General features: G+C 70.7%; 18 protein-coding genes. 10 read left to right on the top strand and 8 right to left on the bottom strand.

Going from position 1 to position 15378, the window contains the following annotated elements; all coding sequences use genetic code 11:
* Positions 1 to 171: 171 nt before the first annotated feature.
* From ACFWHU_RS05035 to ACFWHU_RS05025, 3 genes are all read left to right on the top strand, one after another.
* The gene (locus tag ACFWHU_RS05035; protein ID WP_385794589.1) at positions 172 to 1770 is read left to right on the top strand and encodes an ABC-F family ATP-binding cassette domain-containing protein; all 1599 of its coding nucleotides are present in this window, start codon (positions 172 to 174) and stop codon (positions 1768 to 1770) included.
* Positions 1771 to 2106: 336 nt separating this feature from the next.
* A complete protein-coding gene (locus tag ACFWHU_RS05030) occupies positions 2107 to 2325 on the top strand; it encodes a helix-turn-helix domain-containing protein (protein ID WP_023542602.1) in 219 nt (72 codons plus the stop codon).
* Positions 2326 to 2454: 129 nt separating this feature from the next.
* Positions 2455 to 3246 carry an enoyl-CoA hydratase/isomerase family protein gene (locus ACFWHU_RS05025; protein WP_387224018.1) on the top strand — a complete coding sequence of 264 codons (792 nt, stop codon included), beginning with the start codon at positions 2455 to 2457 and terminating at the stop codon, positions 3244 to 3246.
* Positions 3247 to 3286: 40 nt separating this feature from the next.
* Here ACFWHU_RS05025 and ACFWHU_RS05020 read toward each other — a convergent pair whose 3' ends face one another.
* Positions 3287 to 3793 (bottom strand): DUF6624 domain-containing protein, encoded by a 507-nt coding sequence (locus ACFWHU_RS05020; RefSeq protein ID WP_387224017.1) that lies wholly within the window; start codon positions 3791 to 3793, stop codon positions 3287 to 3289.
* Between the two features lie 173 nt (positions 3794 to 3966).
* A complete protein-coding gene (locus tag ACFWHU_RS05015; protein WP_387224016.1) occupies positions 3967 to 4686 on the bottom strand; it encodes a hypothetical protein in 720 nt (239 codons plus the stop codon).
* 94 nt (positions 4687 to 4780) lie between these two features.
* On the opposite strand from ACFWHU_RS05015, the gene ACFWHU_RS05010 reads away from it, so the two are divergent.
* The 5 genes from ACFWHU_RS05010 to amaP are packed head-to-tail and all read left to right on the top strand — an operon-like array spanning position 4781 to position 7122.
* The gene (locus tag ACFWHU_RS05010; RefSeq protein ID WP_385794581.1) at positions 4781 to 5269 is read left to right on the top strand and encodes an Asp23/Gls24 family envelope stress response protein; all 489 of its coding nucleotides are present in this window, start codon (positions 4781 to 4783) and stop codon (positions 5267 to 5269) included.
* A gap of 35 nt (positions 5270 to 5304) precedes the next feature.
* Positions 5305 to 5496 carry a hypothetical protein gene (locus tag ACFWHU_RS05005; RefSeq protein WP_385794580.1) on the top strand — a complete coding sequence of 64 codons (192 nt, stop codon included), beginning with the start codon at positions 5305 to 5307 and terminating at the stop codon, positions 5494 to 5496.
* Between the two features lie 6 nt (positions 5497 to 5502).
* Positions 5503 to 5847: a hypothetical protein gene (locus ACFWHU_RS05000; RefSeq protein ID WP_385794578.1), complete on the top strand. Its 345-nt coding sequence runs from the start codon at positions 5503 to 5505 to the stop codon at positions 5845 to 5847.
* Positions 5844 to 6539: a DUF6286 domain-containing protein gene (locus ACFWHU_RS04995; RefSeq protein ID WP_385794576.1), complete on the top strand. Its 696-nt coding sequence runs from the start codon at positions 5844 to 5846 to the stop codon at positions 6537 to 6539. Before ACFWHU_RS05000 ends, ACFWHU_RS04995 begins: the two co-directional genes overlap by 4 nt.
* Positions 6540 to 6543: 4 nt before the next feature.
* A complete protein-coding gene (amaP, locus tag ACFWHU_RS04990) occupies positions 6544 to 7122 on the top strand; it encodes an alkaline shock response membrane anchor protein AmaP (protein ID WP_387224015.1) in 579 nt (192 codons plus the stop codon).
* 89 nt (positions 7123 to 7211) lie between these two features.
* Here amaP and ACFWHU_RS04985 read toward each other — a convergent pair whose 3' ends face one another.
* The 5 genes from ACFWHU_RS04985 to ACFWHU_RS04965 form a co-directional block, all read right to left on the bottom strand.
* Positions 7212 to 7967 (bottom strand): SDR family oxidoreductase, encoded by a 756-nt coding sequence (locus tag ACFWHU_RS04985; RefSeq protein WP_387224014.1) that lies wholly within the window; start codon positions 7965 to 7967, stop codon positions 7212 to 7214.
* A 5-nt stretch (positions 7968 to 7972) separates the two neighbouring features.
* Complete coding sequence (locus ACFWHU_RS04980; RefSeq protein ID WP_387224013.1) at positions 7973 to 9802, bottom strand: glycoside hydrolase family 15 protein; 1830 nt, start codon at positions 9800 to 9802, stop codon at positions 7973 to 7975.
* A gap of 29 nt (positions 9803 to 9831) precedes the next feature.
* Positions 9832 to 10620, bottom strand: a complete 789-nt coding sequence (locus ACFWHU_RS04975; protein ID WP_387224012.1) for an SURF1 family protein — start codon at positions 10618 to 10620, stop codon at positions 9832 to 9834.
* A gap of 97 nt (positions 10621 to 10717) precedes the next feature.
* The gene (locus ACFWHU_RS04970) at positions 10718 to 10951 is read right to left on the bottom strand and encodes a hypothetical protein (protein WP_242570533.1); all 234 of its coding nucleotides are present in this window, start codon (positions 10949 to 10951) and stop codon (positions 10718 to 10720) included.
* Positions 10952 to 11014: 63 nt separating this feature from the next.
* Positions 11015 to 12067, bottom strand: a complete 1053-nt coding sequence (locus ACFWHU_RS04965; protein WP_387224011.1) for a DEDDh family exonuclease — start codon at positions 12065 to 12067, stop codon at positions 11015 to 11017.
* A gap of 195 nt (positions 12068 to 12262) precedes the next feature.
* Here ACFWHU_RS04965 and ACFWHU_RS04960 point away from each other — a divergent pair, with 195 nt between their 5' ends.
* Both ACFWHU_RS04960 and ACFWHU_RS04955 read left to right on the top strand, forming a co-directional pair.
* Positions 12263 to 13096 carry a sterol desaturase family protein gene (locus ACFWHU_RS04960; RefSeq protein WP_385794562.1) on the top strand — a complete coding sequence of 278 codons (834 nt, stop codon included), beginning with the start codon at positions 12263 to 12265 and terminating at the stop codon, positions 13094 to 13096.
* A gap of 8 nt (positions 13097 to 13104) precedes the next feature.
* Positions 13105 to 13761, top strand: coding sequence for a lysoplasmalogenase (locus ACFWHU_RS04955; RefSeq protein WP_387224010.1), 657 nt, complete (start codon positions 13105 to 13107; stop codon positions 13759 to 13761).
* 68 nt (positions 13762 to 13829) lie between these two features.
* Here the strand turns inward: ACFWHU_RS04955 and ACFWHU_RS04950 are convergent, their stop codons facing one another.
* Entirely contained in the window at positions 13830 to 15362 is a 1533-nt protein-coding gene (locus ACFWHU_RS04950) for a S8 family serine peptidase (RefSeq protein ID WP_385794559.1), read from the bottom strand.
* Positions 15363 to 15378: the final 16 nt, after the last annotated feature.

Genomic DNA, 15378 nt, shown 5'->3' with positions numbered 1-15378 from the left:
TCACCGACAACGCAGCCCGGCCGGCCGTCCCGGAGGGACCCCGCCGGGCGAAAACCAGTTGTCCGCCCCCGGTAGACTCGGCCGTATGGCATTTCTCCTTGTGCATTAGCCGGCGTCGAAGAATCCCCTCCGCCCGCCCTTCCGCCGTCCATACCGCCCTGGAGTTTTTCCGTGATCACCGCCACCGGTGTCGAGTTGCGCGCCGGCGCTCGCATCCTCATCGAGTCAGCCTCCTTCCGTATCGCCAAGGGCGACCGCATCGGCCTCGTCGGCCGCAACGGAGCGGGCAAGACCACCCTCACCAAATGCCTCGCGGGTGAGGGCACCCCCGCCGCCGGCACCATCACCCGCTCCGGCGACGTCGGCTATCTGCCGCAGGACCCGCGCACCGGTGATCTCGACACCCTCGCCCGTGACCGCATCCTCTCGGCCCGCGACCTCGACTCCGTCCTGAAGAAGATGCGCGAGAACGAGGACCGGATGGCGAACGGCAAGGGCGCCACCCGCGAGAAGGCGATGAAGAAGTACGAGCGCCTGGAGACGGAGTTCCTCACCAAGGGCGGATACGCCGCCGAGTCCGAGGCCGCCACCATCGCCGCCGCGCTCGGCCTGCCCGACCGGGTGCTCGGCCAGCCCCTCCATACGCTCTCCGGCGGTCAGCGCCGCCGTGTCGAACTCGCCCGCATCCTCTTCTCGGACGCCGACACCCTGCTCCTGGACGAGCCGACGAACCACCTCGACGCCGACTCCATCGTCTGGCTGCGCGACTACCTCAAGACCTACCGCGGCGGCTTCATCGTCATCTCCCACGACGTCGACCTCGTCGAGACGGTCGTCAACAAGGTCTTCTACCTGGACGCCAACCGCTCCCAGATCGACGTCTACAACATGGGCTGGAAGCTCTACCAGCAGCAGCGCGAGTCCGACGAGAAGCGGCGCAAGCGCGAGCGCGCCAACGCGGAGAAGAAGGCCGCGACCCTCAACTCGCAGGCCGACAAGATGCGCGCCAAGGCCACCAAGACCGTCGCCGCGCAGAACATGGCACGCCGCGCGGAGCGCCTGCTGTCCGGCCTGGAGGCGGTACGCCAGTCCGACAAGGTCGCCAAGCTGCGCTTCCCCGAACCCGCGCCGTGCGGCAAGACGCCGCTGACCGCCGAGGGCCTGTCGAAGTCGTACGGCTCCCTGGAGATCTTCACGGACGTCGACCTCGCCATCGACAAGGGCTCGCGCGTCGTCATCCTCGGCCTCAACGGCGCGGGCAAGACCACGCTGCTCCGGCTGCTCGCCGGGGTGGAGAAGCCCGACACCGGTGAAGTGACGCCGGGCCACGGCCTCAAGCTCGGCTACTACGCGCAGGAGCACGAGACGCTCGACCCCGACCGCTCCGTCCTGGAGAACATGCGGTCGTCGGCCCCCGACCTCGACCTCGTCGAGGTCCGCAAGACCCTCGGCTCCTTCCTGTTCTCCGGGGACGACGTCGAGAAGCCCGCCCGCGTCCTGTCCGGCGGCGAGAAGACCCGTCTCGCCCTCGCGACCCTGGTCGTGTCGTCGGCCAACGTGCTGCTCCTCGACGAGCCCACGAACAACCTCGACCCGGCCAGCCGCGAGGAGATCCTCGGGGCGCTGCGCACATACAAGGGCGCGGTCATCCTCGTCACCCACGACGAGGGCGCCGTCCACGCGCTCGAACCGGAACGGATCATCCTGCTGCCCGACGGTGTCGAGGACCTCTGGGGCGCGGACTACGCGGATCTGGTGGCCCTGGCCTGACGGTACCGGCGTGATCCACTCCGTATGGATCATTCGGCTCAGCGGTGATCCATCATCTGAGTGAGTACGTCTCGTACTTTGGCGTGGCGCGCCGACGATCAAGCCGTTCCGGTACCAGTTCGATCAGCTTCCCGGCGTACGGCGCCTGACCTGCTGTTTCCTCCGCGCATCCGATGACGGGCGGGCCCGCGCCGGTCTGGAATTCGTCATTCCGTTCGTGTTCGAATGCGGGGCTCCCTCGAAGCTTGTGACGGGAACCTTGCTGAATGGGTGGCCAGGAGCGCCCCGAGGGGTGATCATGAGAAGTCCAGAGCGCATTTTCATGAGGAGGCACGGGTGGCCGAGACTCTGAAGAAGGGCAGCCGGGTAACCGGCCCCGCGCGCGACAAGCTCGCGGCAGACCTGAAGAAGAAGTACGACTCCGGTGCGAGTATCCGTGCGCTGGCCGAGGAAACGGGCCGGTCCTACGGATTCGTCCACCGGATGCTCAGCGAGTCCGGAGTCACACTCCGGGGACGCGGTGGAGCGACGCGCGGCAAGAAGGCCTCGGCCTGACGACCGCGTACAGCTTCTCCGGCCACCGGTTCCGCCGGTGACCACCCGGCCGGTCGTCGCGGTCGGCCGGGTGGTTACTGTGCAGTCACTTAGCTAGGCGTGCTGACTGCACCGAACCGGAGGCGCCCCATGACTTCGACCGATCACGTGCTCGACAAGGACGGCGTACGGCTCACCGTCGAGGACGCGGTTGCCACGGTGACCTTGACCAACCCGGCAAAGCGCAACGCTCAGTCTCCCGCTCTGTGGCGGGCGTTGACGGAAGCCGGGCAGTCACTGCCAGGCAGCGTGCGGGTCGTCGTGCTGCGCGGTGAGGGAAAATCCTTCTCCGCCGGCCTCGACCGGCAGGCGTTCACTCCCGAGGGCTTCGACGGTGAACCCTCCTTCCCGGAGCTGGCGCGCCGTTCCGACACGGAGCTGGACGCGGCCATCGCCGCGTACCAGTCCGCCTTCACCTGGTGGCGCCGGAGCGACATCGTGTCGATCGCCGCCGTCCAGGGGCACGCCATCGGCGCCGGATTCCAGCTCGCGCTGGGCTGCGATCTGCGCGTCGTCGCGTCGGACGTACAGTTCGCCATGCGCGAGACCAGCCTCGGGCTGGTCCCCGACCTCGCCGGTACTCACCCCCTCGTGGGGATCGTCGGCTACGCCCGCGCGCTGGAGATCTGCGCGACGGGCCGCTTCGTGCAGGCCGACGAGGCCGAGCGCACCGGCCTCGCCAATCTCGTCGTGCCGCCGGCCGAACTCGACGCGGCGGTGGCGGACCTGACGGCCGCGCTCCTCGCCGCGCCGCGCGACGCGACGGTCGAGACCAAGGCGCTGCTGCTGGGCGCGTCGTCGCGTACGTACGACGAACAGCGCGCCGCCGAACGCGCCGCCCAGGCACGCCGCCTGCGGGACCTGGCGGGCCTCGGCGACTAGGCCCTGTCCGGACCCAAGGCCCTGTCCGGAGGACGGGTCGTCAGGTCGTCGCGAACTTGGCGACGTATTCGTCGAAGGGCTCGATGCCGGCCTCCGCACGGAGTTCGTCCATGCGCCCGGGCTCCTCGCAGGGCCACGGAATCGGCGATCCGTCCTTCACGCCCGCGATCTGAGTGCCGTAGATCTGCTTGCGGCCGTCGTTGACCAACGTGCGGTCGCGCAGAAAGGCCAGCTCGCGCGGGGCGGCAGAGCCTGCCGACACCGCCCGCTCCAGCTGCTTCAGCGCGCGACGCTGAACGTCGAGCTGCCGGTCGGCGTGCTGCGCGACCAGCCACGCCGCGCGTGCGGCCTCCTCGCCGACCAGTTCCGCGGTCGGCCAGCCGTACTCGTCCATGATCTCGCCGAGCCGGTCGCCGTGACGTGCGGTCAGCCGCCGCCACGCCAACTGCTCGGCCGGCTCGTCGCTGTTCGCGAACACGGAGGACCGTTGATCGGCCGCGGCCATGTCCGTGAGTTCCGCCGCCAGCGCGGCAAGGTCGTGCGCCACTCTCAACTCCCGGGGTCGGTCGGTGCGTTGTGCTCCGTTCCGCAACCCTAAAGGCGCATATCGGGTGTAAAGATCATTCCGGAGAACGGTGACAGGGGCCCCCGTCCACCCGGATAATGGATCTACGAGGTCATGAGCAGCCCCGTGACCGGCGAGATCCGCAAGGCACCCCCTCAGGCCGTCGGGCCCGCTCGGGGGACGTCGACCGAGGTGATCAGAACCGCCACCGTGGGGTGGCTCGGCAGGGACGCCGAGACCTGTCTGCGCACCGCACGTGCCACGTCCCTCGGATGGTGGCCCGCCGCCGTCGCCAGCTCGACGCGCACATGTCCCCTCGTGACGAGCACCGGCGTGCCGAGCGCCCCGGACAGATGGGCGACACCGGGGACGTTCGTCGCGACGACCGCCGCCGTGCCCCTCGGGGCGACGGCGATTGCCCCGACTGGCGCAGTGGTCCCCGAGGAGTCCGTGTCCGGCTCGTCCAGCAGCGCAGTCACCCGCAGGTCCACCTCCGTCACCCGCAGCCCCAGGCGGTCCACCGCGTACCGGTACAGGGCCGTACGCAGCCGCTCCGCCACGTCCGGCAGGGGCTCGCCCGCGACCGTCGCGAAGTCCCCCTCGATACGGAGCGCCCCCGGCGGCAGCGCACTGGGCGGCGGCTCCACGGCGGGCTGATCCGCCGAGCCGGGGTCGGCCAGACAGAGTCTCAGCCGGCCCAGCGTGGTGCCGGGCACTTCCGCCGTCGCACGCCGCAGCGCGGTCGCCGCCGCCCGTTCGGCGAGCCATGCCCCGTCTGCCGCGTCGCCCAGCGGGAGCAGCCGGCCGAGGCCGAGCCGTTCGTGCACCGCCGTGCTCCAACCATCCGCACCGTTCCCACCGTGACCAGTCGTCATGGGCCCCAGACTGCCGCATTCCCGGCGCGAGACCGGGCAAGGCGCCCTAATGTGGGCAACGAGTCCACCAGCGCCCGGAAAGGGGCGAATCGCCATGTCCGAGACCACGCAGCGCAACCAGCCCGAGCCGTCAGCCAAGTCGTCGTCCAACGAGGACCAGCGCAAGCCCTCCGGCGGCAGGAAGGGCGGCGGCGACCCGTCCGCCCGTGGGCGGACCACCATCGCCGACGGAGTCGTGGAGAAGATCGCCGGCCTGGCCGCGCGTGACGTGCTCGGGGTCCACGCGATGGGCAGCGGTATGTCCCGCACCTTCGGCGCCGTACGCGACCGGGTCCCCGGTGGCACCAAGTCCGTCTCGCGCGGTGTGAAGGCGGAGGTGGGCGAGGTACAGACCGCCCTGGACCTGGAGATCGTCGTCGACTACGGCGTGGCGATCGCCGATGTCGCCCGTGACGTACGGGAGAACGTGATCTCCGCCGTCGAACGGATGACGGGCCTGGAGGTCGTCGAGGTCAACATCGCCGTCAGTGATGTGAAGCTGCCCGACGAAGAGGACGACGAGCCCGAGTCACGGCTCCAGTAACGGCCGGATCCGCGAGATTGATGAGGAGTCACTAGATGAGCATGGCGGTGGTCGGCCTGTTGGCCGGTATGGCCCTGGCGTTCGCCGGATACTTCGGTGGTTTCGGAGCTTTTCTGCTGGTGGCCGCGTTGGGCGCGGTGGGGTTCGTGGCAGGCCGGTTCCTCGACGGCGATCTTGAACCCGGCGACTTCTTCCGTGGCCGCGAGCGCGACGAACGCCGGCGGTGACGGTCCGTGGCCGGTGAGCGGGTGGCGGCCGCAGAGCGCGGGGCGACCAGGATCGCCGACCGTGTCGTCGCGAAGATCGCCGCGCAGGCGGCGCGGGAGGCACTGGACGGTGTACCGGAGGGGGGCGAGGCGCCGCATGCCAGCGTGCTGGTCCACCACGACGTGGCGCGCGTACGGATCGGTGTCGAGCTGGACTACCCCTCCGACATCGGCGCTCTGTGCGGCGCGGTGCGTCACCGGGTCGCCCGGCGGGTAAGTGCTCTGGCGGGGATGGAGGTGCCGGAAGTGGTCGTCATGGTCGAACGGCTCCACTCCGCCCAGTCGCGCGCGGCGCAGGGGAGGACCCGATGAGCGAACCGGTGGGCGAGGGGACCGAACGTACGCCGGAGGCATCAGGGGGGCACGGCGCCGTCCGCGCGGACCTGCTCGAACTCGACCAGTCCGCCTCCGCCTCCCGGTACGAACCGAAGCCCACGCTGGAACGGGACGACGGGGACGGCAAGACCCCCCGTTTCTGGTCCTGGCGCCGGATCCCGGCCGCGGTGGTCGCGGCCGTACTGCTCGGCGCGGCGGCGCTGCTGCTGTACGACGTCGCGGCCGTACGGGCCGACCACCCGGCCATGTACTGGCGCCGGTGGCTCGCCGACCGGCTGGCCACCGAGCCGATGGACAACACCTGGGTCCTGGTCGGCTCGGGTGTCGCGGCGGCCGTCGGCCTCTGGCTGATCGTCCTCGCCCTCACCCCCGGGCTGCGCCAGGTGCTGCCGATGCGCCGCGGTCCCACGAGGGTACGGGCCGGGCTCGACCGGGAAGCGGCGGCGCTGACGCTGCGCGACCGGGCGCTCGAAGTCTCCGGCATCCAGTCCGTACGGGTACGGGCCCGCCGCAGCAAGATTCGCGTGCGGGCCGTGTCCCACTTCCGCGAACTCGACGACGTACGCGCCGATCTGGACACCGCGCTGGCCGTCGGCATCGGCGACCTGGGCCTGGTCAAGCCACCCGCGCTCTCCGTGCACGTCCGCCGGCCGACGAAGAAGGGATGACGGGATGCTCAGGGTCGTCAACCGTGTCCTGCTGGGCCTCGTCGGGCTGGTGCTGCTGTGTGTCGGCGGCGGAGTGCTCGCGACGGGGCTGGGCGTGTCCGTACCGTCCTGGTGGCCGTACACCGGCGAGAAGGACGTGCTGCTGAGCGACGCCGACCGGGACCGCTGGAGCGCTCAGGGCTGGTGGTGGCCGGTCGTCATCGCGGTCCTCGCCGTCCTGGTGCTGCTGATGCTGTGGTGGCTGCTGTCCCAACTGCGGCGCGCGCGGCTGGCGGAGGTGCTGGTCGACAGCGGCGACGGGGAGGGCGCGCTGCTGAGGGGCCGGGCACTGGAGAACGTCCTGGAGAGCGAGGCGCAGTCGCTGGACGGTGTGTCCAGGGCGCGGGTGCGGCTGACCGGGCGGCGGAGCGCGCCGGAGGCGCGGGTGCGGTTGCTGCTGGAGCCGCATGCGGCGCCGGGGGAGACGCTGGAGGGACTGACGCGGGAGGCGGTGGCGCATGCGCGGGATTCGGCGGGGCTGGAGGCGTTGCCGACGGAGGCGAGGCTGCGGGCGGCCAAGCACCGGGCGCAGCGGGTGACCTGACCGGGGCGCCGCCCCGGACCCCGCTCCCCGATCGCCGGAGGGGCTTAGTTGGTGCCGGTCGGGGCTGGTGGGTGGCCGGGGGAGGGGTGTCAGTAGCCGTGGCGGGCGCCGCCGTCGACCGGGAGCATCACGCCCGTCAGGTAGGACGCCGCCGGGGAGAGCATGAACGCCGCTGTGCGGCCGAACTCCTCCGCTGTGCCGTAGCGGCGCAACGGGATGCGGGACTCGTGGCCCGCGCGCGCCGCCGCCGGATCGTCCGACAGCGCGTCCAGCTCGCGGACGCGGTCCGTGTCGATCCGGGCCGGCAGCAGGCCGATCACACGTATGCCGAGCGGACCCACCTCGTCCGCGAGTGACTTCGCGAAACCCGCGAGGCCCGGCCGCAGACCGTTGGAGATCGTGAGGCCGCGGATCGGCTCGTGGACCGAGCCGGACAGGACGAGACCGATCACCCCGCCGTCGCCCAGCTCCGCCGCGGCCGTGCGCGCCAGCCGTACCGCGCCCAGGAAGACCGAGTCGAACGCCGACCGCCACTGCTCGTCACTCGTGTCCCGGGTCAGCCCCGGCGGCGGGCCGCCGACGCTGATCAGGATCCCGTCGAAGCCGCCGAACCGTTCCCGCGCCACGGCTATCAGGCGGTCCGCGACGGCGGGATCGGCGTTGTCCGCGGCGACGCCGAACGCGTTCGGGCCGATCGAGGCCGCCGCATCGGTGACGGACTTCTCGTCGCGCCCGGTGACGACCACCTTCGCGCCGTCCGCCGCCAGCGCTTCGGCGGAGGCGCGTCCCAGCCCCCGGGACGCGCCGGTGACGACATAGACACGGTCCTTCAGTCCAAGATCCATGGCCCCTATCCTGCCTCCTCCTCCGCGGCCAGGGCGAGGGCCGTCCCCACGAGACCGATATGACTGAACGCCTGGGGGAAGTTGCCCAGTTGCCGCCCGAGCGCCGCGTCGTACTCCTCGGCGAGCAGGCCGACGTCGTTGCGCAGAGCGAGAAGGCGCTCGTAGAGTTCCGTCGCCTCCTTCCTGCGGCCCGTCATCAGCAGCGCGTCGGCCAGCCAGAACGAGCAGACGAGGAACGTTCCTTCGCTGCCCGGCAGTCCGTCGACCGACGTCCCCTCCGTGCTGTAGCGGCGTACCAGCCCCTCCTGGCCCAGCTCGGCCCGTACCGCGTCGACCGTGCCCACGACCCGCGGATCGTCCGGCGGCAGAAAGCCGAAGCGGGGGATCAGGAGCGTCGCCGCGTCCAGTTCCCGGGAGCCGTACGCCTGCGTGAAGGTGTTACGGACCGGGTCGAAGCCCTTCTCGCACACATCCCGGTGCACCTCGTCGCGCATCGTCCGCCACCGGTTCACATCTCCCCGCAGCGACGGATCGGCCTCCAGCGTCTTCACCGCGCGGTCGGCGGCGACCCACGCCATCACCTTGGAGTGCGTGAAGTGCTGCCGGGGGCCGCGTACTTCCCACAGCCCCTCGTCCGGCTCGCGCCACTTCGACTCCAGGAAGCCGAGCAGGGCGAGCTGGAGGTCCCACGCGTGCGGCCGGCCCGTGAGGCCGACGCCACGCGCCACGTGCAGGGAGTCGATGACCTCGCCGTACACGTCGAGCTGAAGCTGTTCGACCGCCTCGTTCCCGACCCGGACCGGGCGCGCGCCCGCGTAACCGTCCAGCCACGGCAACTCCGTCTCGGGCAAACGCCGTTCGCCGCCGACCCCGTACATGATCTGGAGGTCGGAGGGGTCACCGGCGACCGCGCGCAGCAGCCAGTCGCGCCAGGCCTCGGCCTCGTCCACATAGCCCGCGGACAGCAGGGCGTTCAGGACGAGAGCCGAGTCGCGCAGCCAGCAGTAGCGGTAGTCCCAGTTCCGTACGCCCCCCAACTCCTCGGGGAGCGAGGTCGTCGGCGCCGCCACGATGCCGCCGGTCGGGGCGTAGATGAGCGCCTTCAGCGTGAGCAGGGAGCGCAGGACCGCCTCGCGGTACGGCCCCTTGTACGTACAGCGCGCCGCCCACTCCTCCCAGTCCTCCTTGCTGTGCTCCAGGGCCTCGAACGGGTCGACCAGGTCGGGGCGCGGCAGATGCGAGGGGTGCCAGGTGAGGACGAAGGCGACCTTCTCCCCGGCGCCGACGGTGAACGACGAGCAGGTGCTGAACTCCTGGCCCCAGGTCTTGACCACCGGCTTCTCGTTCGGGGCCAGTTCACCGCCGACGGGCCGCGCCCGCGACACGCTCCGCAGCCAGACCGAGTCGGGTCCGGCGACGGCGACGCGCTGGCCGTCGGTCCTGCGCATCCACGGCACGATCGAGCCGTAGTCGAAGCGCAGCCGCAGGGTGGCGTTCATCTCCACGGTGCCGCTGACACCCTCCACGATCCGCACGACGTCCGGCGCGACGTCGCGCTGCGGCATGAAGTCGGTGACCTTCACCGTGCCGCTCCTGGTCTCCCAGAGGGTCTCCAGTACCAGCGAGTCGCCCGCGTACCGCCTGCTGGTGCAGCGGCTCGCGCCACGCGGGGCGAGCAGCCAGTGGCCGTTCTCCTTGTTGCCGAGCAGGGACGCGAAGCAGGCGGCCGAGTCGAAGCGTGGCAGGCACAACCAGTCGATGGAGCCGTCTCTGCCGACGAGGGCCGCGGTCTGCAGGTCGCCGATGAGGGCGTAGTCCTCGATGCGTTGGGTCACTTCAGCCCTGTTCCCGCAGGACAGGCGGGTTATGCGGCGGTCTTCTCGCGCTCGGGTGTGCCCCGGGCGGCGCTAGCCGCGCGGTCGCGCGTTTCGCGCCGTACGAGAATGACCCACCCGACGGGCACGCCGGCGGTGAACAGCCACCACTGCACGGCGTACGCCATATGCGCGCCGATGGAGCCGGAGTCCGGTTCCGGGATCTGCTGCGGGCTGTCGCCCGGCGCCGCGGGGGCGGTCTGTTCGATGTAGCCGCCGAGGACGGTCCTGCCGAGCGACCGGGCCCGCTGCTCGCTGTTGATCAGCATGACCTGGCGGTCCGGGAGGTCGCTCAGCTCCTTGATGCCGCTGCTGCCGGTCGTCTCGTCGGCCTTGAGCCGGCCGGTGACCGTGACCTCGCCCTTCGGCGCCGCCGGGATGTCGGGGAAGGACCGCTGGTCCTCGCCGAAGGGGATCCAGCCGCGGTTGACGAGAACGGCGCGGCCGTCACCGAGGACGAGCGGGGTCAGCACGTGGAAGCCGACCTTGTCGTCGCCGTTGGTCCGGCGCCGTACGACGACCTCGTGCGCCGTGTCGTAGGTGCCGGTGGCCTCCACCTGCCGCCAGAAGTCGGCGCGCGGCACGCTGTGGCCGGGGGAGGTGAGGTCGGTGACCGGGACCGGCTTCGCCTTGAGGTTGTTCGCGATCAGGGTGTTCTGCGCCACCCGGTGTTCATGGCGGTGGAACTGCCAGAAACCCAGCTCGATCATCACGGGGATGAGCACGAGGGCGAACAGGGTGAGGATCACCCACTGCCGCGACAGGAGGAAGCGGTACACGCCTCGACGGTACCCGGCGCTCGTGCCGCCCCCGGCAGCGGGTCCGTCCGCCCGGCCGACGGACCCGGCCTTCGACCCGGCCCGTCGGCGGCGGCCCTCACACCCGGTCGACGATGCCCGCCCTCCCCTCGGCGCGGGCGCAGTGCGCGCCGCAGAACCACTGGCCCTCGACCTCGACGCCCTGGCCGATGATCTGGACCCGGCAGTGTTCACAGACGGGCGCCATGCGGTGGATGGCGCAGGAGAAGCAGTCGAAGACGTGCACGGCGCCCTGCGCGTGCACCTCGAACGACATGCCGTACTCATTTCCGCATACTTCGCAACGTGCCATGCGCCACAGGGTGGGACGCGGTGGCGTGGTGTGCGAGCGGACGGCAGGCGAGTCGCGGCGCAATCACCCGTCTGCCGGGGGCGGGGCCGGTACGGAGGCGGGCACCGCGCCGGGCCTCGGCGCGGGGGCGGGCGCGGGGACGGTGCCGGGCGCGGGCGCCACGTCACGCAGCAGGTGGGTGAACGCCGCCTCGTCGACGACCGGCGTGCCGTACTCCGCCGCCTTCACCGTCTTCGACGTCGCCGACCCGGGGTCGTTCGTCACGAGCAGACTCGTCTTCCGGGAGACGCTGGTGGCCACATGCAGCCCCGCCTCGACGACCCGGTCCTCCAGCAGCTCACGGTCGACCGACGTGTCGCCCGAGAAGGCCACCCGCATCCCCTGCGTCAGCGGCTTGTCGCTCTCGTACCGCCCGGGGTTCGGATACGGGCAGGCCGGGAGCCGGCGCGACGGCCGCCAGGTCGTCGGACGGTACGTCGGCTGATGGCCGATCAGTGGCGCGGCAGGGCTGTCCGACCACTCCGTGAGCGGCCGGCATTCGAGCAGCGGCAGCCGCACCCCGTCGCGCGCCGCCGCGTGCAGGCTCGGCCGGAAGGCCTCCGCGAGCACCCGCGCGTCGTCCAGCGCGTGGTGGGCGCGCTGCTGGGCGACGCCGAAGTGCTCGGCGAGCGTGGCCAACTTGTGGTTGGGCAGCGGCAGTCGGAGCTCCTTGGCGAGCGCGATCGTGCACAGCCGCTGGCGCGTCGGCGCGGTCGCCCTCGCGCGGGCGTACTCCCGGGAGATCATCGACCAGTCGAAGAACGCGTTGTGCGCGACGAGCACCCGGTCCGCGAGCCGCTCCGAGAACTCCCGCTCGACGTCCGTGAACAGCGGTGCGCCCGCCAGCACATCGGTCGTCAGCCCGTGGATCCAGACCGGCCCCGGATCCCGCTCGGGATTGACCAGCGTGTACCAGTGGTCCTCGACATTGCCCAGCGCGTCCAGCCGGTACACCGCCGCGGACACTATCCGGTCGTCACGGGCGAGTCCGGTGGTCTCCACGTCGACGACCGCGTATCCCCGGGGGTACGCGGCCGGCCACATCGCTGAAGTCGCAGGGTCGTCGAGCATGGTCACAGACAATACGGGCCGCGACTGACACTCCGTGACGCGCCTCCGCCCGGTCCCCGACTCGCTCGCGGGGCAGGGGCGTTGACGGGCCGTCCGGTCACCCCTTGGTGGAAGTCACCAAATTCCGCTGACAGGATGTCTCACATACTTGTCAGTAACAACATCTAGCCGGGGCCGCGCACCCGGCCCTACGGTGCTGACATGCCGCCGAACCTGCCCGATGTCGTGCTGTGGTCGATCCCCGCGTTCGTCCTGCTCACCCTGGTCGAAGTGGTGAGTTACCGACTGCATCCCGACGAGGACGCCGCCGGGTACTCCGGCAAGGACGCCGCCACCAGTCTCTCCATGGGCCTCGGCAGTCTCGGCTTCGACCTCCTGTGGAAGATCCCCGTCGTGGCCGTCTACATGGCGGCGTACGAGCTGACGCCGCTGCGCGTCCCCCTCCTGTGGTGGACGATCCCCCTGATGCTGCTCGCGCAGGACTTCCTCTACTACTGGTCCCACCGCGGCCATCACGTCGTCCGGATCCTGTGGGCCTGCCACGTGGTGCACCACTCCAGCCGGAAGTTCAACCTCAGCACCGCACTGCGCCAGCCCTGGACCTCGCTCACCGTCTGGCCGTTCTACCTCCCGTTCATCCTGCTCGGGGCGCATCCCGCGGCGCTCGCCTTCTGCTCGTCGGCGAACCTCGTCTACCAGTTCTGGGTGCACACCGAGCGGATCGACAAGCTTCCCCGCCCCTTCGAGTACGTACTGAACACGCCCTCCCACCACCGCGTGCACCACGCCTCCCAAGGCGGCTATCTGGACCGGAACTTCGGGGGGATCCTGATCGTCTGGGACCGTCTCTTCGGCTCCTTCGCGGCGGAGACCGTACGGCCGGTCTTCGGGCTCACGAAGAACATAGAGACCTACAACCCGCTGCGGGTCGCCACCCACGAGTACGCGGCCATCGCACGCGACGTACGGGCGGCGCGCGACTGGCGGGAGCGCGCCGGACGGGTCTTCCGTGGACCGGGCTGGCAGCCCGAGTGAACGGCCGGGTGGACGGACCGGCGAACGGCCGGGTGGACGGACGGACGAGCGGCAGGCTCGCGAAGGCGCTCCTGGTGGCCTTCGTCGTCGCCGCGTTCGCCGAGCTGGTGTCCGTCGCCGTGGACTCGCGGACCGGTCAACTCCTCGCCAAGCCACTGCTGATGCCGTTGCTCGCCGCGTACGTGGCCGCCCGGCGCGGGCCCTGGCCGCTCGTCGCCGCACTGCTCCTCGGCTGGGGCGGTGACGTCTTCCTGCTCTCGTCGGACGACGGGGCGTTCCTCGCCGGCATGGGCTGTTTCGCCGCCGGTCACCTCTGCTACCTGACGCTCTTCGGCCGCCGCCGCACCCGCGTCGATCTCGGCGTGGGATACGGCCTGCTGCTCCTTGTGACGCTCGCTCTGCTGTGGCCCGGACTCCCCGCCGAACTGCGCGTCCCCGTCGCCGTGTACAGCCTGCTGCTGGCCGCCATGGCCTATCGGGCCAGCGGCCTGGGGGTGCTCGCAGGCGCGGGCGGCGCGCTCTTCCTGCTCTCCGACACGCTCATCGCCACCGGCGTCGCCGAATGGCCGCAGCCGCCGGGCGCCGATCTGTGGATCATGCTGACCTACATCGCGGCGCAGGCCCTGCTGACGGCCGGCGTCCTCACGGCCCGGCCCCGGACATGAGTGGGCGGGCCGCCCGTCCGGACGGCCCGCCCACCCACTCACAGACTCACTGACTCACGCGATCGCTGTTACCAGCGGACGGCGTCCAGCGCGTCTACCACACCGGCTCCGTAGAAGCCGTTCTTGTTCTTGCCGCCCTCGCACACCGCGTCGACGGTGCCGTCACCGTCGATGTCGTACGGGTTGGTGCACGACGTCGCGTCGGCCTGGGCACTCAGCAACGTCTTCACCAGCCACGCCGAGGCGTACGGGTGCTTCGACTTGATCAGCGCCGCGACACCCGCAGCGTGCGGGGAAGCCATCGACGTACCGCCCTTGTAGCCGAAACGGCCACCGGGCAGCGTGCTCAGGATCAGGCCGTTGACGGCGGGCGCCTCCGGCGTCTGGTACGCCGTCAGGTCACCGCCGGGAGCGGCGACGTCGATGACTCCGAGACCGTAGTTGGAGTACGACGCCTTCAGGTTCTTCGCACCGGTCGCGGAGACCGTGACGACACCGGACACCTGGGACGGTATGTCCAGGCACTCCTTGGGGTCGATCACGCGCTCGCCGGGAGTGGTGTCGTTCGGGCTGGAGTCGTCCGTCAGTTCGTCGGCGCCCAGATCCAGGTCGGAGTTGCCGGCGGCGGCGACATTCACGACGCCCTTGCCCTCGGCGTACCGGGTCGCCCGCGTGACGGCGTCGGCCAGAGCCTTCTGGTCCGGGTCGTCCTCGCAGTTGAACAGCCACGGGTCGGTGTAATAGCTGTTGTTCGTCACATCGACGCCGTGCTCGGCCGCCCAGACGAAGCCGCAGACGACCGCCTCGGTGTAGAAGAAGCCGTCGGGCTGCGACACCTTGATGCCGGAGACCTTCACGCCCGGAGCGACGCCGGTGATACCGGTGCCGTTCTTGGCCGCGGCGATCGTGCCCGCGACGTGCGTGCCGTGGTCACTCTCCCCGGGGCCGGGACGCCAGGCGCCGTCCGCCGTGTCGGGCGTACCGCCCACACAGTTGACCGAGGCGCGGCGGTCGAAGTTCGGCGCGAGATCGGGGTGGGTGTCGTCGACACCCGTGTCGATCACACCGACCGTGACCTTGCTGCTGCCGAGCGACTTCTGGTGCGCCTTGTCGGCCTTGATGGCCGGCAGGTCCCACTGGAGGGGCTCGAGCGCGTCCTGGTCCTCGGACGCCTTCGCCGTGGCGGCCTTGGCCTCCTTGGCGGACAGCGGCTGCTCGGCCTCGATGTCCGTGGTGGTCTGGGCCGACAGCGGCTTCGTACGGGTGGCTCCCGCCGAAGCGACTCCCCGCACCTTGCGGATCGTCTTGCCGAACTCCGGGTTCTGCGAATGGACGACGATGACACCTATCTGGTCATAGGCGATCACTACGGTCCCGCCGGCCTTCGCGATGGCCTTCTTCACCGATTTGACGGTGGAGTGCCCGCCGTTGGTGTTCACGACGTACGACAGCTTCGGGCCGTCCGTCGAGACAGCGGCCGGGGTGTCGTCGACCGGAGCCGCCGATGCCGACCCGGCCGGCAGGAAGCCGAGCGAGGCGATGAGCGCCAGACCGACGGGCAGAACCAGTGCGTGCCGCCGTCTGGATCTCAGATGAGCCATGGGTTCTCCACATCAT

Origin of the sequence: Streptomyces sp. NPDC060366 (assembly GCF_042725135.1) — a bacterium.
Lineage (GTDB): Bacteria > Actinomycetota > Actinomycetes > Streptomycetales > Streptomycetaceae > Streptomyces.
Note: the sequence above shows the minus strand (reverse complement) of the source record. Positions and strands in the feature narration are given on the sequence as shown.

Bases quoted from the DNA above. Each gene is read 5' to 3' on its own strand.
- ACFWHU_RS05025 (WP_387224018.1), top strand. From the start codon at position 2,455: ATGACTTCGACCGATCACGTGCTCGACAAGGACGGCGTACGGCTCACC.
- ACFWHU_RS05015 (WP_387224016.1), bottom strand. From the start codon at position 4,686: ATGACGACTGGTCACGGTGGGAACGGTGCGGATGGTTGGAGCACGGCG.
- ACFWHU_RS05010 (WP_385794581.1), top strand. From the start codon at position 4,781: ATGTCCGAGACCACGCAGCGCAACCAGCCCGAGCCGTCAGCCAAGTCG.
- ACFWHU_RS05005 (WP_385794580.1), top strand. From the start codon at position 5,305: ATGAGCATGGCGGTGGTCGGCCTGTTGGCCGGTATGGCCCTGGCGTTC.
- ACFWHU_RS04995 (WP_385794576.1), top strand. From the start codon at position 5,844: ATGAGCGAACCGGTGGGCGAGGGGACCGAACGTACGCCGGAGGCATCA.
- amaP (WP_387224015.1), top strand. From the start codon at position 6,544: ATGCTCAGGGTCGTCAACCGTGTCCTGCTGGGCCTCGTCGGGCTGGTG.
- ACFWHU_RS04985 (WP_387224014.1), bottom strand. From the start codon at position 7,967: ATGGATCTTGGACTGAAGGACCGTGTCTATGTCGTCACCGGCGCGTCC.
- ACFWHU_RS04970 (WP_242570533.1), bottom strand. From the start codon at position 10,951: ATGGCACGTTGCGAAGTATGCGGAAATGAGTACGGCATGTCGTTCGAG.
- ACFWHU_RS04960 (WP_385794562.1), top strand. From the start codon at position 12,263: ATGCCGCCGAACCTGCCCGATGTCGTGCTGTGGTCGATCCCCGCGTTC.
- ACFWHU_RS04950 (WP_385794559.1), bottom strand. From the start codon at position 15,362: ATGGCTCATCTGAGATCCAGACGGCGGCACGCACTGGTTCTGCCCGTC.